This is a genomic window from Streptomyces hydrogenans, from assembly GCF_014656075.1.
Lineage (GTDB): Bacteria > Actinomycetota > Actinomycetes > Streptomycetales > Streptomycetaceae > Streptomyces > Streptomyces hydrogenans.
Genome location: NZ_BNBS01000078.1, coordinates 25160 through 39780, shown reverse-complemented (window position 1 = coordinate 39780; position 14621 = coordinate 25160). Strand labels below are relative to the sequence as shown.

Here is a 14621-nt window from a genome sequence, read left to right as displayed (position 1 = left end):
GGGGCGGCGGCGCGGCCGTCGGGGCGGCGCCGCGCCCGTCGGGGCGGCGGCGCGGCCCCGGCTCCTCAGGCCTGGGACTCGACGCGCTTCTTCAGGCCGGCCAGGGCGCGGTCGATGATGACCTTCTCGGCCTTGCGCTTGATCATGCCGAGCATGGGGATCTTGACGTCGACGGTCAGCTGGTAGGTGACCTCGGTGCGGTCGCCGGGGAGCGCGGCGAGGCGGTAGGAGCCGTCGAGGGAGCGCAGCATCTGGGACTTCACCAGGGTCCAGCTGACCTCGTTCGCGCCGGTCCAGGTGTACGCGAGGGTGTGGTCGTCCTTGATGGCGCCGGCGTCGAGGACGAGCCGGACCTTCTCGGCGCGGCCCGCGTCGTCGGTGGACAGGACCTCCGCCTGGGTCACCTCGCCGGTCCAGTCGGGGTAGCGGGCGAAGTCGGCGATCACACCCATGACGTCGGCCGGCGCCGCCTCGATGGTGATGCTCGAGCTGGTGTGTTCGGCCATCGCGGTGGCTCCTCCACTGTGCGGTCCGGCGGGCGTGCGTAGGGGCACAGACGTGCCGACGGAAGGCTATCGCGCCCCTGTGTCGCCCCCGTCACCACTCCAGGGCGAAGGGGCGGCCGGTCGAGGCGAAGTGGCCGACGTTCACGCACTCGGTGGAGCCGATCCGCATCCGGCGGACCAGCGGCTGGTGGACGTGGCCGAAGAGGGCGTAGCGGGGGCGGGTGCGGCGCAGGGCGTCGAGGAGGGCGCGGCTGCCGCGCTCGAAGCGGCGGGCGACGGTGTCGTAGGTGAGGTCGGGGACGTCCGGCGGGATGTGGGAGCAGAGGACGTCGACCTCGCCGAGGGCCTCGACCTTGGCGGCGTACTCCTCGTCCGAGATCTCGTACGGGGTGCGCATGGGGGTGCGCAGCCCGCCGCCGACGAAGCCGACGACCAGGCCGCCGAGCTCGATCCGCTGTCCGTCGAGGACGGTGGTGCCGGGGCCGGCGTACTCGGACCAGAGGGTGGGGATGTCGACGTTGCCGTAGGTGGCGTAGGTGGGGGTGGGGAAGGCGGCGAAGAGTTCGGCGTACTGGCGGCGGACGGCGGACTCGATGGCGGTGTCGCGGTCGACGGCGAGTCCGGCCCAGAGGCTGCGGCCCAGGTCACGGGCCTCGTCGAAGCGGCGGGCGGTGCGCAGCTCGACGAGCCGGTCGGCGTTGGCCGTGCCGAAGAGGTCGGGGAAGATGCCCCGGCTGTGATCGGCGTAGTCGAGGAAGAGGACCAGATCGCCGAGGCATATGAGGGCGTCGGCGCCGTCGCCCGCCCGGGCGAGGGCGTCGCTGTTGCCGTGCACGTCGCTGACCACGTGGACTCGCATGTGCCCACCTTAGGGCGTCGGACCTGCGGTTACTTGGGAGTCGGGAAAGCTGTGGATTACTGTGCGGAGAGGGCCGTCACAGTGGTGTGACGCACGGAACATCTGGCCGGGACCCCCTATCGGGAACCACGTACTGGTGGGTAACGTCCGGGCAGTCCACAGTCGTGCTCACCCCCACGAGCACCTGCCCGATCATGGACCGCACCGGTGCACCCACACAGAGCCGTGGCACCGGAGCCCGATGAGGAGCAGCAGTCTTGCGCGAGTTCAGCCTTCCGGCCCTGTACGAGGTCCCTTCGGACGGCAACCTGACGGATCTCATCCGCCGCAACGCCTCCCAGCACCCAGACGTCGCCGTGATGGGCCGCAAGGTCGACGGCGTGTGGACGGACGTGACCGCCACCGAGTTCCTCGCCGAGGTGCGCGGGGCGGCCAAGGGCCTGATCGCCGCCGGGGTCGGGGTGGGCGACCGCGTCGCGCTGCTCTCCCGCACCCGCTACGAGTGGGTCCTGCTCGACTTCGCGATCTGGAGCGCGGGCGCGGTGACCGTGCCGGTGTACGAGACCAGCTCGCCGGAGCAGATCCAGTGGATCCTCGGCGACTCGGGCGCCTCGCTGGCGCTCGTGGAGTCCGCGGCGCACCAGGCGGCGGTGGAGTCCGTACGGGACGGGCTGCCGGAGCTGAAGGGCCTCCACCAGATCGAGGACGGCGCGATCGAGCGGCTGACGGCGGCCGGCGCGGAGGTCTCGGACGAGACCCTCGACGCCCGGATGTCGGCGGCGAACGCGGACGACCCGGCGACCATCGTCTACACCTCGGGCACGACCGGCCGCCCCAAGGGCTGCGTGCTCACGCACCGCGCGTTCTTCGCCGAGTGCGGCAACGTGGTGGAGCGCCTGAAGCCGCTCTTCCGCACCGGCGAGTCCTCGGTGCTGCTCTTCCTCCCGGCCGCGCACGTCTTCGGCCGGCTGATCGAGGTGGCCTCGGTGATGGCCCCGATCCGCCTGGGCTGTCTCCCGGACATCAAGACCCTCACGGACGAGCTGGCCTCCTTCCGCCCGACGCTGATCCTGGGCGTCCCCCGCGTCTTCGAGAAGGTCTACAACTCGGCGCGGGCCAAGGCGCAGGCCGACGGCAAGGGCAAGATCTTCGACAAGGCCGCGCACACGGCCATCGCCTACAGCCGCGCGCTGGCCACCCCGCAGGGCCCGTCCTTCGGCCTGAAGCTCAAGCACAAGGTCTTCGACAAGCTGGTCTTCTCGAAGCTGCGGGCGGTCCTCGGCGGGCGCGGCGAGTACGCGATCTCCGGCGGCGCGCCGCTGGGCGAGCGGCTCGGCCACTTCTTCCGCGGCATCGGCTTCACGGTGCTGGAGGGCTACGGCCTCACCGAGTCCTGCGCGGCGACCGCCTTCAACCCGTGGGACCGCCCGAAGATCGGCACGGTGGGCCAGCCGCTGCCGGGCTCCGTGGTGCGGATCGCGGACGACGGCGAGGTGCTGCTGCACGGCGAGCACATCTTCACGGAGTACTGGAACAACGAGGCGGCGACCGCCGAGGCGCTGGCCGACGGCTGGTTCCACACCGGTGACATCGGCACCCTCGACGAGGACGGCTACCTCGCGATCACCGGCCGGAAGAAGGAGATCCTGGTGACGGCGGGCGGCAAGAACGTCGCCCCGGCGGTCATCGAGGACCGGATCCGCGCCCACGCGCTGGTCGCGGAGTGCATGGTGGTCGGCGACGGGCGTCCGTTCGTCGGCGCGCTGGTCACCCTCGACGAGGAGTTCCTGGGCCGCTGGGCGTCCGAGCACGGCAAGCCGGCCGGCACCACCGCCGCCGCCCTCCGGGACGACCCGGAGCTGCTCGCCGAGGTCCAGCGGGCGATCGACGACGGCAACGCGGCGGTCTCCAAGGCGGAGTCGGTCCGCAAGTTCCGCGTCCTGGCGTCCCAGTTCACCGAGGAGGCGGGCCACATCACCCCGTCCCTCAAGCTGAAGCGGAACGTGGTGGCGAAGGACTTCGCGGACGAGATCGAGGCGATCTACAGCAAGTGAGGCCATGCGGAAGGGCCCGGCGCACCGGCGCCGGGCCCTTCCGCGTTCCTCACAGCAGTTCCCTGAGCCGTTCCGCCAGGAGGTCCCAGCGCCACTTCTCCTCCACCCAGGCGCGGCCGCGCTCGCCCATACGGGCGCGCAGCTCCGGGTCGAGCAGGAGGGTGGTGACGCGGTCGGCGGTGTCCTCGGCGGACTCGCCGCGCACGACCCAGCCGGTCTCGCCGTCGAGGACGGCGTCGGGGGCGCCGCCGGAGTCGCCGGCGACGACCGGGAGCCCGGTCGCGGACGCCTCCAGGTAGACGATGCCGAGGCCCTCGACGTCGAGGCCGCCGCGGCGGGTGCGGCAGGGCATGGCGAAGACGTCGCCGGCGCCGTAGTGGGCGGGCAGCTCCGACCAGGGCACCGCGCCGGTGAAGCGGACGGAGGCGGTGACGCCCGTCTCGACGGCGAGCCGGCGCAGGTCCTTCTCGTACGGGCCGCCGCCGACGATCAGCAGGACGGCGTCCGGCACCCGCCGCAGGATCCGCGGCAGGGCGCGGATCAGGGTGTCCTGGCCCTTGCGCGGGACGAGCCGGGAGACGCAGACGACGACCGGGCGGTCGGTGAGGCCGAGGCTGGCCCGGACCTCGTCGCCGCCGGAGCCGGGGTGGAAGGTCTTCTCGTCGACGCCGGGCGGCAGCTGCACCATGCGTCCGGCGGCGGCCGGGGTGAGGGCGGAGGCGATCCGGGTGCGGGTGTACTCGCCGAGGTAGGTGATCGTGTCCGTGCCCTCGCCGATCCGCCGCAGCAGCTGCCGGGCCGCGGGCAGCTGGGCCCAGCCGGCCTCGTGCCCGTGGGTGGTGGCGACGAGCCGCTTCGCGCCGGCCTTCCGCAGCGCGGGCGCCATCAGGCCGAGGGGCGCGGCGGCGCCGAACCAGACCGACTCACAGCCGTGTTCGCGCAGCAGCGCGGTGGCCCGCGCGGTCACGCGTGGTGTGGGCAACAGCATGGTGGTGCGGTCCCGGACAACCGTGAAAGGCTGTTCCGCGTCGAACAGAGCGGTGGCCTCCGCCCCTTCGCGGCCTCGCTTCCACGTGGAGGCGTAGACCACGAGCCGGTCGGGGTCCAGTCGCAACGCCATGTTGTGCAGGAACGCCTGGATTCCGCCGGGACGCGGCGGGAAGTCGTTCGTTACGATCAGGGTCTTGTGCATCGTGACAGACAGTACGTGATGGCACGCGATCGCACCCTACGCCCGGCACCACCCCTCTCCGCGCGAGCGGACCGACAGGACAGGAACAGGACAGGTATGACGGGCGCAGTGGGGATCGGCTCGCGCACGGCCGGACGACTGCGGGAGTTGCGGCTCCCGCTCGGTCTGTGGGCGCTGACCAGGATCATCCTCCTGGTGTGCGTCTTCCGGATCGTGGTGGTGCCGGGTCCGGACGTCACCAGTGACGTGGAGCAGATCTACCAGAGCTGGTACGAGGTCCTGAAGACCGGCACGTACCCGCAGGACGACGTCACCTGGCAGTACCCGCCGGCGGCGGCCCTCGCGATCCTGTCCCCCGCGCTGCTGCCGTTCCTGAACTACTCGGCCGCGTTCTTCGTGCTGGCCTTCCTCTGCGACGCCCTCGTCTTCGCGCTGCTGGTGTACACCGGCGGCCGGCCGGGCCGGACGATGCGGGGCGCCTGGCTGTGGCTGGCGGCGGTGCCGCTGATGGGCCCGACCGCGTACGCCCGCTACGACATCATGGTCACCGCCGTCGCCGTGGCCGGGCTGCTGGCCGCGATCCGCAGCCCGCGCGTGCTGGGCGCGCTCGCCGGTTTCGGCGCGGTGCTCAAGGTGTGGCCGGCGCTGATCCTCGCGGGCACCCCGAAGGGCCGGGCGACCTGGCGCTCCTGGCCGGTGGCGGCCGGGACGGCGCTGGGCGTGCTGGCGCTGTGCATGGTGTGGATGCCGGGCGGGCTGGCCTTCCTCTCGTTCCAGAGCGAGCGGGGCACGGAGGTCGAGTCGCTGGGCGCGATGGTCTTCCACGTGGCCCGGCACTTCGGCTGGGACGGCGAGGCGCGGATGAACTACGGCTCGATCGAGTTCCTCGGCCCGTACGTGTCCTGGGTGTCGAAGGGCGCGATGGCGCTGACCGCGGCGGCCTTCGGCTGGCTGCTGCTGTGGCGGTTCAAGGCGCGCCGCTTCACCTCCTCGACGGTGGCGGACGCGGCGTTCGTCGCGGTGCTGCTCTTCACCGCGACGAGCCGGGTGATCTCCCCCCAGTACATGATCTGGCTGGTCGGGGTCGCGGCGGTCTGCCTGGTCTACCGGTCGAGCCGGATGGGGACGCCGGCCTATCTGATCCTGTGGGCGACGGCGGTGACGCAGTTCGAGTTCCCGGTCTGGTTCTCGCACGTGACGCAGAGCGACTGGCTGGGCATCGGCGTGCTGTTCCTGCGCAACGGCCTGCTGATCGCGGCCACGCTCATGGCCTGCCGGATCCTGTGGAAGCACACGGTCACCGAGGCGGGTTCGGTGACGATCCCGGTCCCGGCGGATCAGCCGGAGCCCGAGAAGGTGCTCACCCGCTCGGCCTGAGCGGCGCGCGCGGTACGGCGGTGCAGCACCGCCAGCGCGCCGCCCTGCCCGGCCATGGCGAGCGTCATGGCCAGGCAGATCCCGGGGAGTCCGAGCCCTGACAGGGCGAGGGCGAGCGGCAGCTGGAGCAGGACGCCGACGACGGTGATCCTGGCCAGGTACGGGCCGGCCCCCGCGCCCTCGAAGACCCCGGCGGCGGCGATGTACGCCCCCATGAGCGGCAGGTAGCCGGCGAGGCAGCGCAGGAAGAGCGCGCCCGCCCCGGCGACCTCGGGCCCGGCGCCGAAGAGGCGCATCACGCCGTCCTCGCCCGCGCCCAGCAGCGCGCCGAAGCCCGCCCCCAGCCCGGCCCCGAGCAGGGTCGCGGCCCGGGCGACGGCGCCGCGGCCGCCGGCCCCGGTGCCGAGCAGGTGGGCGGTGTGGATGGCGGCGGCCTGGCGCACGGCGTAGAAGGCCATGGTGGCGACGTACATGCCCTTGGTGGCGATGCCGTAGGCGGCGGTCTCGGTCACGCCGAGCCGGGCGACGACGGCGACGAGGGCGAGCGTGCCGCCCATCCGCAGGGTGAAGTCGGCGGCCATCGGCAGTCCGGTCGTGTCGGTGCGGCGCAGGGCGGCGGCGGTGGTCCCGGTGGGCGCGGCGGCGCGGGCGGCCCCGAGCAGCGGGTCGCGGCGGAGCGCGGCCAGGCCGGCGGCGAGGGCGACGGTGCGGCCGAGGACGGTGGCGAGGGCGGCGCCCGGCACTCCGTACGCGTGGATGAGCGGCGGGTCGAGGACCAGGACCAGGCCGTTGGCGAGGAAGGCGAGCCGCATCGGGGTGCGGGTGTCGCCGGCGCCCTTGAGGATGCCGTCGAGGACGTTCCCCGCGTAGAAGACGGCGATGCCGGGGAGCGAGACGGCGAGGTAGGCGACGGTGAGGGCGTGGACGCCGTCGCCTCCGGTGCCGTCGCCGGTGCCGCCCAGGAGCAGCGCGGCGAGGGGTTCGCGGAGCAGGAAGCCGCCGAGGGCGACGGGCGGGACGAGCAGGGCGCACAGCGCCGTGCCGCCCCGGACGGCGGCGCGGACGGCCCCGGGATCGCCGGCGCCGCGGGCCCGGGCGACGAGCACGGTGGTGCCGGAGCCGGCCATCAGGACCACGCCGAGGAGCAGGTTCTCGACGTGGGTGGCGAGGGCGACGGCGGCGACCGCGTCCCCGCCGAGCCGGGCGACCCAGACCATGTTGATGATCCCGGCGGCGACTCCGGCGAGCAGTTCCAGATAGACCGGTCCGCCGAGCCGGACGAGCGTGCGGCGATGGCTCCGCCGTGTGGTCCCCACAGATCCCCCCCTCGAATCGAGATACCTCGATTCGAGGTACCACGAAAAGAGGTAGCATGCGGGGACGAGCGAGGACAAGCGTGGGAGGAGGACGTCCGGTGCTGGAGCTGTCGATCCTGGGCTTCCTGTACGAGCGGCCGCTGCACGGGTACGAGCTGAAGGAGCGCATCCAGGCGCTGAGCGGCCACGTCCGCCCGGTCAGCGACGGCGCCCTCTACCCGGCGATCAACCGCCTGGTGAGGAACGGCCTGGTGGAGAGCCGCACCGAGCCCGGCACCGGCGCCGCGCCCCGCCGCACCCTCTCGCTCACGCCGGAGGGCCGCGCCGGACTGCTCGACCGGCTCCGCTCCCCCAAGGACGTCGAGATCACCGACGGCCAGCGCTTCTTCACCCTGCTGACCTTCCTCGGCCTGCTGCCCGACCCGGCCGAGCAGGCCGCCGTCCTCCGCCGCCGCCAGACCTTCCTGCTCACCCCGGCCAGCTTCTTCTACGAGGACGGCGCCCCGGCCACCGTCGAGGCGGAGCCCGACCTCTTCCGCCGCGGCATGCTCCGGATCGCCCGCGCGACCGGCACCGAGGAGAAGACCTGGCTCGCGGAGGCCCTCGCGGAGCTCGACGCCCGCCCTAGCCCAGCCGCTCCCGCAGATACGCCCGCCAGTCCTCGGTGAACCGCTCCGGCGTCGTGTCCAGCACCTTCCGCAGGGCGCTCTCCACCGCGCCCTCCCGGCCCGGATGGGCGCCCACCTCCCGGTAGAAGGCGGTCAGCCGGTCCTCGCCCCAGCGGTCGGCGATCATCGCGCAGGCCAGCCAGCCGCTCTCGTAGGCGCGGGCCAGCGCGTCGCCGTCGCCCTCGAAGCCGAAGTCGGCGTCCTCGGGCAGGGCGGCGGGCACGTCCCCGGCCCGCACGGCCCGGCGCAGCTCGGGGGCGGCCTCGGCGGGGGTGCGGGCGCCGCCCCGGTAGGCGACCCAGTCGGCCAGGCCCTCGGAGAGCCAGACCGGGGTGGCCGGCGAGGTGTGGGCGCGGGTGGCGACGTGGACGGTCTCGTGGGTGAGGATCAGCTCCCGGCCGAACGCGCCGAGCACGCCGTACGCCTCGGGGTTGACGATCACCCGGTCCGCGGGCGCGCCGGCGCGGTGCCCGGTCTCGCCGGTGGTGACGGCCGCTATCCCCCGGTACTGCGAGCCGTCCACCGCGAGCAGCCCGCCCATGGCGTCCAGGGAACCGGGGACCAGCACCAGCACCCGGCGGGCCCACTCGGGGCTCCAGACCGCGTCGACGGCGGGCACGGCCCGGTCGGCTAGCCGGGCGATCTCGTCAAGACGGTCCCGGTCCTGGCCGACGCCGAGGACGAGCGAGCGCGCCCCGCGCACCGCGGTGACCTCGCCCTGCTCCCAGAGCCGCACCGGGGCGCCCTCGGCGGGCCGCTCGCCGGTCACGTACCAGCGCCCGTCCCGCTCGGCGAGGTCCATGACCCGGCCGGCTTCGAGGGGGCCCGCGTCGTAGCCCGCGACGCGGTGGCCGCGCTCCACGCGGGCGGTGAGCCGTCCCTCGCCGGTCCGGTCGACGCCGGTGACGCGGTAGCTCCAGCCGGCGAGCGGGACCCGGGCGAGGCGGCGGAACTCGGTGCGGGCGGCGGCGCGGTGCGCGGGGGCCGCGGCGGCGAGCCAGCCGGTCTCGTCGCGGTCCAGGAGGGCCTCGGCGTGCCGGTCGAGCAGGGCCTGCACCTGGCGCAGGGCCGGGTCGGCGGGGCGGGCGGTGGTGCCGCAGCCGACCAGCGCGGCGAGCGCGAGGACCAGGGCGAGCAGCGCGGCCGCCGGCCGTCTCGCACCCCACCCCTGTTCCGCCACGCCTCCGATCGTACGACCGGGTGACGGCCCGGCGCCCGCCGGAGCCCCGGGCGCCCGGGCCCGGGGGCGGGTTCAGGGACGGGTCACCGTCACGTCGGACATCATGTTGACCGGGTCGTAGCGGACCCGGGCGCCCGGGTAGGGGGCGTGGATGACCTGCCCGTTCCCGGCGTAGATGGCGACGTGGCTGGCGTCGCCGCGGTACGTGACGAGGTCGCCGGGCTGCGCCTGGGAGAGCGGCACCCGGCGGCCCGCCTGCCGCTGGGCGGCCGAGGTCCGCGGCAGGCTGATCCCGGCCTGCCGGTACGACCAGACCATCAGCCCCGAGCAGTCGAAGGCCGTCGGACCGGTCGCGCCCCAGACGTACGGCTTGCCGACGGCGCTGCGGGCGGCGAGGACCGCGGCGGCGGCCCGCGAGTCGCCCGGGCCGAGGACGGCCGGGGGCGGCAGCTCCTCGCCCGGACCGCCGGCGCGCCCGCCGGAGCGGGAGGCCCGCTCGTAGTCGGCGCGCTCGGCGGCGGTGAGGGAGGCGAGGAGCCGGCGGGCCTCGGCGAGCTTGCGCTCCACGGACCGCTTGTGGCGGGCCACCTCGGCGCGGCTGCGCTCCAGCTCGCCGAGGGCGGTGCGGGCCTCGGCGCGCTCCTGGTCGAGCCGGCGGCGCTCCCGCTGGAGCTCGGTGAGGGCGGCGCTCTGCCGGGCGGTGACCCGGTCGAGGGCGGAGGCGCGGTCGAGGTAGCTGTCCGGGTCGGAGGAGAGCAGCAGGACCAGGGCCGGGTCGAGGCCGCCGGAGCGGTACTGGGCGCCGGCGAGGGAGCCGAGGGCGCCCCGCATCCGGTTGATGCGCTCCTGGCCGCGGGCGAGGCTGTCCTGGGCCTGGCCGACCTTGCGGCGCAGCGCGTCCGCCTTCTCGTCCGCCTGGTTGTAGCCCTCGGCGGCCCGCTCGGCCTCCTCGTAGAGCCGGTCGACCTTGGCGCGGGTGGCCTCGGTGCCGGCGCCCGGGTCGGCGCTCGCGGGGATGGCGCCGAGGGAGGCCGCCGCGGTGGCCGCGGCGGCCGCGGTGAGGACGGTGACCCGGGCGGGTCGGCGGGGGGAGGCCACGGCTCGCGCGCTCCGTTCGGCTCGTGGGGACTGGCGCGGCAGACAGTAGCCGCTCCCTCGACCCCGTCCAACGAAGGCGCCGGGCACGAAAAATGACGCCCCGCCGGAGATCACAAGGTCACCGGCGGGGCGTCAGGTCAGCGAGGTGTGCCGCGAACCACCCGTTCGGGCGGCACGGCCGGGCGGGTCAGCCGCCGATGCGGACACCGAACTGGAAGGTGCCCATGTAGTTCATCGACTCGTAGCGGACGCTGGCGCCCGGCTTCGGGGCGTGCAGGATCGTGTTGTTGCCCGCGTACAGGCCGACGTGCGACAGGCCGTTGAAGAAGACCAGGTCGCCGGGGCGGAGCTGGCTGCGGCCGATCTTGGTGCCGTCGTTCTGCTGGGTGTAGGTGGTGCGGGTCAGCCGGGCGCCGGCCTTGCCGTAGGCCCACATCGTCAGGCCGGAGCAGTCGTAGGCGTAGGGACCCTCTTCGCCGGACTGGTACGGCTTGCCGATCTGGGTGGCGGCGGCGGCGAGGGCGGCGGCGCCCAGGCCGCTGGCCGGGACCTCGTTGCCCAGGTCGACGCGGTCGCCGGCGGCGCGGCTGGCGCGCTCCGCCTGCTCCTGCTCCTGCTGCTGGATGCGGGCGCGCTCGGCGGCGGTGAGGGTGCTGAGCAGCTTGCGCGCGTCCGTGAGCTTGCTCTGGACCTTGGCCTTCTTCTCGGCCAGCGTCTTGCGGACCTCTTCGAGGTCGGCGAGCTTCGCGGTGGCCTCGGCGCGCTGCTGGGCGAGGGTGCGCTGCTTGTCCTGGATGGTGGCGAGGACGTCGGCCTGCTGGTCGGTGACCCGGCCGATGGCGGACGCCTTGTCCAGGTAGTCGTCGGGGTTCGACGAGAGGAAGAGCTGGAGCGCCGGGTCGATGCCGCCGGAGCGGTACTGGGCGCTGGCGACCGAACCGATCTGGTCCCGGAGGGTGTTCAGCTCCTGCTGACCACGCGCCACCCGGTCCTGGATCTGGCCGATCTCCTTCTGCAGCTTGCCGCGGCGCTCCTCGGCCAGGCTGTGCTGCTCCGTGGCCTCCTCGGCCTCGTGGTACAGGTCGTCGACCTTCGACTTGACCTCGTCGATCTTCGGCTTGGGGGCCGCCTGGGCTCCGGTCTGGGCGGAGAACGCGACGGCGGCGGCCGCGGTCGCGGTGAGCACGGTCACACGGGTGCGGCTCGGCTGCTTGGGTCGACGGTGGGACGCCACGAAGGCGAGCTCCTTCTTCCTCGAGCCGCCCGGCCGGTCAGGGGCAGGCGGTTCCTCCACGGACCGCCCTGATGGGTGATCAACCGCGCGAAGGTTCGAGGCCCGACCCTAGTGACCAAGTTGTGATCAGTTCAAATCCCGACAGCAAAAAACTCGCTCACAGGGCACTTTATTTACACGCACCACACGGCCCGTGACCGGCACTTGACGGTCCGCCCTCCAGAAATCGGGCATAGAACCCAAGAGTTGCGAGTCGGGCGCGTCGTTACGAGAGGCGCGAAAGGCGCTTGAGGAGCAGAGCGGACGCAACCGGCCGCGCACCGGCCTTCGCGACGCCGTCCGCCACCTCCCGGTCGGTGGAGACCACGACGACCGGCCGGCCCGGCGGCTCCGCCCGCACCAGCTGGCGGATCAACTCGTCGGCCGTGACACCGGGCTTGGAGAAGAGCACCCGCACCCCGCGCGGCGGCGCGAGGAGCACCGGGGCGGCCAGCTCCGCCCCGTCGAAGACACAGGTGACCTCGGCGCCCGAGCGGGCCGCGAGCGCGGAGAGCCCGCCGAGCAGCCGCAGCCGCTGCTTCTCCAGCGGCATCGTCGGGTAGCCGGTCTTGGTGACGTTGTAGCCGTCGACGACCAGATGGGTCTGCGGCAGCTCCAACAGCTGGTCGAGCAGGGCCGGATCGGTCTCCGACAGGGCGCGGGCGGCGATGTCCTTCGGGGACATCCGCCCCGGCTCCACGGCGTCCACGGTGTCCGCCGGGTGCACCGACACGGGCGGCAGGGCGAGTTCGCGCCGCAGCCCCTGGGCCGCGTCGAGGACGGTGTCGAGCAGCAGCCGCAGCCGCATGTCCTCCACCGAGCGCCCCTCGCGGGCGGCCCGGCGGCTCGCCTCAAGGGCCGCCTCGACCTCGCCGAGGCGGGCCTTGAGGCGCCGCGACTCGCTCTCGGCGGCGGACACCTGGGCGGCCGACTCGGAGCGGGCGGTCTCGATCTCGGCCTGGGCGCGGCGCAGCGCCGCCTCGCCGCGCTTCACGTCGCTCTGGGCGCTGCGCAGCTTGCGGTGAAGCGATTCGGCTTCCTTGCGGACGGTCTCCAGGTCGTGCCGGAGCTGTTCGGTCTCGTCCCTGGTCCGGTCGCGGGCGGCGGCCAGCTCCTCGCGGAGCCGCTCCAGCTCGCGCCGGCCCGCCTCGTCGGCGCGTTCGGCGTCGGCGCGCTGGACCTCCTCGCCCGCGGCGGCCACCAGCTTGGCCCAGCCCGGCGGGCGCAGCACATAGGCGGCCGCGGCCACGTCGACGGGGTCGGCTGCGGCGGGCGGGGTGCCGGTCTCCACGGCCCCGGCCAGCTCCGGCTGGGCCTGCCTGAGGCGTTCGCCGATCCGCTGCCGGAAGAGCGGGTCGCCCTCCAGGGCGGCGGCCATCGCGTTGCCGGCGAACTTGGCACGCCGGCTCGCGGTGAAGCGGGCGTACTGGCGCAGGGGGGCGGGCAGCTCGGCGACGGTCAGGCCGCCGAAGGCGTCGGCGACCAGCGCGATCACCCGCCGCCGTACCCCCTCCGGCAGGGGATGGTCGAGCGTCTCGGCAGCGTCGGCCGCCGCGCCGGCCGGTTCGTCACCGTGCGCGGACTGCTCCACGATCCGTCACCCCTACTGTCGTCGGCGCCGTCCGTCAGGACTCGACGCCCGGCTTGTCCACCAGTTCGATCTGGTCCACCGCGTTGCACCAGCGGCAGCGGACCGACTCGATGGTCTCACTGAGCACCTCGCGCTCCTCGACCTTGGGCTCCCCCGCCAGGTCCAGATGGACGTACTCGACGACCTTGGACGAGCGCGTCACGTCGAAGCGGGTCAGGTTGCCGCACAGGGCGCAGCGCCAGCGGGTCTCGGCGGTCGGCTGGGGAACGGTCGTCATGGTGCCGTCCTTCTTCCTGTCGTGGTGATACCAGGTACGGGAGCCGCGGTGCGCCGTCGGACTGCGGTGCTCGATCCCGTAACCCTACGGCCTCACCGGCGGGCGCCCGGCCCGGCGAGGCACTCTGTCCACTTCGTCCCTCTTGGGCCATGATCTGTCCATGATCGACTGGCGAGGCACGGCACTGGGCGCCTACCGGAACGTCCGCACCGGACCCGCGGTGACCTACGGACTGATCGCCGCCTGCTGTCTCCTCTTCATTGTCAGCCCCGTCTCCGGACTCAACCCGTCGTACGGCACCGGCGACGAGGTGCTCGCGGCGCAGAGCGCGTACTTCCAGCGGTGGGGGGTGGTGCCGGCCGAGCTGGTCCGGGGCGACCCCGGCGCCCTGCTCACCCCCTTCACCGCGCTCTTCGTGCACGGCGGCTGGCTCCACCTGCTCGGCAACATGCTCTTCCTCTGGGTCTTCGGGGCGATGGCGGAGGAGCGGATGGGGCACGTCGAGTTCGCCCTCTTCTACCTGGGCACCGGCTACCTCGCGCTGCTCGGCTACGCGCTGGCGCACGCCGACAGCGAGCAGACCCTGGTCGGGGCCTCCGGGGCGATCTCGGCGGTGCTCGGGGGCTTCCTCTTCCTCTTCCCCCGCTCCCGGGTGACGAGCCTCTTCCCCTTCCTCTTCTTCCTGCCGCTGCGCTTCCCGGCCTGGGCGGTGCTCGTCTTCTGGTTCACGCTCCAGTGGCTGGCCGCGCGGGCCGCCGGTGCCGGGCCGGGGGTCGCCTACCTGGCCCACGTCGTGGGCTTCTCCGTCGGCTTCCTCTACGCGTGGGCGCGCTTCCGGGGTGGGGATAGAGTGAAATCCCCAGCAGCGGCGACCGAGGGAGACAGCCAGCCGTGATCACCGCGATCGTCCTCATCAAGACCAGCGTGGACCGCATCCCCGAGATCGCGGAGTCGATCGCCGCGCTCGACAACGTCAGCGAGGTCTTCTCGGTGACCGGTACGTACGACCTCATCGCGATGGTCCGGGTGCCGCGCCACGACGACCTGGCCGAGGTCATCCCCGGCCGGATCAGCAAGATCCCGGGTGTCGAGGGCACCGACACGCACGTCGCCTTCCGCACCTACTCGCAGCACGACCTGGAGGCGGCCTTCGCCATCGGCCTGGAGTCCTGAGCCGGGACCCCGCGCCGCCCCTCGGAAGCCCGGATGAAGGAATCCTCATCCGGGCTT

General features: G+C 73.6%; 14 protein-coding genes. 5 read left to right on the top strand and 9 right to left on the bottom strand.

Translation table 11 applies throughout. From position 1 onward, the window contains the following. Nucleotides 1–65: 65 nt before the first annotated feature. Nucleotides 66–506 carry an SRPBCC family protein gene (locus IE321_RS27585; RefSeq protein WP_043223022.1) on the bottom strand — a complete coding sequence of 147 codons (441 nt, stop codon included), beginning with the start codon at nucleotides 504–506 and terminating at the stop codon, nucleotides 66–68. A gap of 91 nt (nucleotides 507–597) precedes the next feature. After that, nucleotides 598–1365 (bottom strand): metallophosphoesterase family protein, encoded by a 768-nt coding sequence (locus IE321_RS27580; RefSeq protein ID WP_190224929.1) that lies wholly within the window; start codon nucleotides 1363–1365, stop codon nucleotides 598–600. Between the two features lie 257 nt (nucleotides 1366–1622). Here IE321_RS27580 and IE321_RS27575 point away from each other — a divergent pair, with 257 nt between their 5' ends. Beyond that, nucleotides 1623–3419 carry an AMP-dependent synthetase/ligase gene (locus tag IE321_RS27575; protein ID WP_190224928.1) on the top strand — a complete coding sequence of 599 codons (1797 nt, stop codon included), beginning with the start codon at nucleotides 1623–1625 and terminating at the stop codon, nucleotides 3417–3419. 49 nt (nucleotides 3420–3468) lie between these two features. Here IE321_RS27575 and IE321_RS27570 read toward each other — a convergent pair whose 3' ends face one another. After that, nucleotides 3469–4611, bottom strand: coding sequence for a glycosyltransferase family 4 protein (locus IE321_RS27570; protein WP_190224927.1), 1143 nt, complete (start codon nucleotides 4609–4611; stop codon nucleotides 3469–3471). Between the two features lie 96 nt (nucleotides 4612–4707). Between IE321_RS27570 and IE321_RS27565 the strand changes: the two genes are divergently transcribed. Beyond that, nucleotides 4708–5988 (top strand): glycosyltransferase 87 family protein, encoded by a 1281-nt coding sequence (locus IE321_RS27565; protein ID WP_190224926.1) that lies wholly within the window; start codon nucleotides 4708–4710, stop codon nucleotides 5986–5988. On the opposite strand, the gene IE321_RS27560 is transcribed toward IE321_RS27565, so the two are convergent. Beyond that, nucleotides 5949–7304, bottom strand: a complete 1356-nt coding sequence (locus tag IE321_RS27560) for an MATE family efflux transporter (protein WP_229916565.1) — start codon at nucleotides 7302–7304, stop codon at nucleotides 5949–5951. The genes IE321_RS27565 and IE321_RS27560 overlap by 40 nt on opposite strands. 98 nt (nucleotides 7305–7402) lie before the next feature. On the opposite strand from IE321_RS27560, the gene IE321_RS27555 reads away from it, so the two are divergent. Next, on the top strand, nucleotides 7403–7972 hold the full coding sequence (locus IE321_RS27555) for a PadR family transcriptional regulator (RefSeq protein WP_051841863.1): 570 nt from the start codon (nucleotides 7403–7405) through the stop codon (nucleotides 7970–7972). Here the strand turns inward: IE321_RS27555 and IE321_RS27550 are convergent. The 5 genes from IE321_RS27550 to IE321_RS27530 form a co-directional block, all read right to left on the bottom strand. Beyond that, a complete protein-coding gene (locus tag IE321_RS27550) occupies nucleotides 7929–9152 on the bottom strand; it encodes a hypothetical protein (protein WP_190224925.1) in 1224 nt (407 codons plus the stop codon). The two genes, IE321_RS27555 and IE321_RS27550, sit on opposite strands and share 44 nt — an antisense overlap. A 72-nt stretch (nucleotides 9153–9224) precedes the next feature. Continuing rightward, nucleotides 9225–10250: a C40 family peptidase gene (locus IE321_RS27545; RefSeq protein WP_190224924.1), complete on the bottom strand. Its 1026-nt coding sequence runs from the start codon at nucleotides 10248–10250 to the stop codon at nucleotides 9225–9227. A gap of 187 nt (nucleotides 10251–10437) precedes the next feature. Further along, on the bottom strand, nucleotides 10438–11484 hold the full coding sequence (locus IE321_RS27540) for a C40 family peptidase (RefSeq protein ID WP_043223002.1): 1047 nt from the start codon (nucleotides 11482–11484) through the stop codon (nucleotides 10438–10440). A 265-nt stretch (nucleotides 11485–11749) separates the two neighbouring features. Further along, nucleotides 11750–13114, bottom strand: a complete 1365-nt coding sequence (locus IE321_RS27535) for an NYN domain-containing protein (RefSeq protein ID WP_190224923.1) — start codon at nucleotides 13112–13114, stop codon at nucleotides 11750–11752. A 34-nt stretch (nucleotides 13115–13148) separates the two neighbouring features. Then, complete coding sequence (locus IE321_RS27530) at nucleotides 13149–13391, bottom strand: hypothetical protein (protein ID WP_043222996.1); 243 nt, start codon at nucleotides 13389–13391, stop codon at nucleotides 13149–13151. Nucleotides 13392–13551: 160 nt separating this feature from the next. Between IE321_RS27530 and IE321_RS27525 the strand changes: the two genes are divergently transcribed. Both IE321_RS27525 and IE321_RS27520 read left to right on the top strand, forming a co-directional pair. Further along, complete coding sequence (locus IE321_RS27525; protein ID WP_190224922.1) at nucleotides 13552–14286, top strand: rhomboid family intramembrane serine protease; 735 nt, start codon at nucleotides 13552–13554, stop codon at nucleotides 14284–14286. Then, the gene (locus IE321_RS27520; RefSeq protein ID WP_030758121.1) at nucleotides 14283–14564 is read left to right on the top strand and encodes an Lrp/AsnC family transcriptional regulator; all 282 of its coding nucleotides are present in this window, start codon (nucleotides 14283–14285) and stop codon (nucleotides 14562–14564) included. The genes IE321_RS27525 and IE321_RS27520 overlap by 4 nt, the downstream gene beginning before the upstream one ends. Nucleotides 14565–14621: the final 57 nt, after the last annotated feature.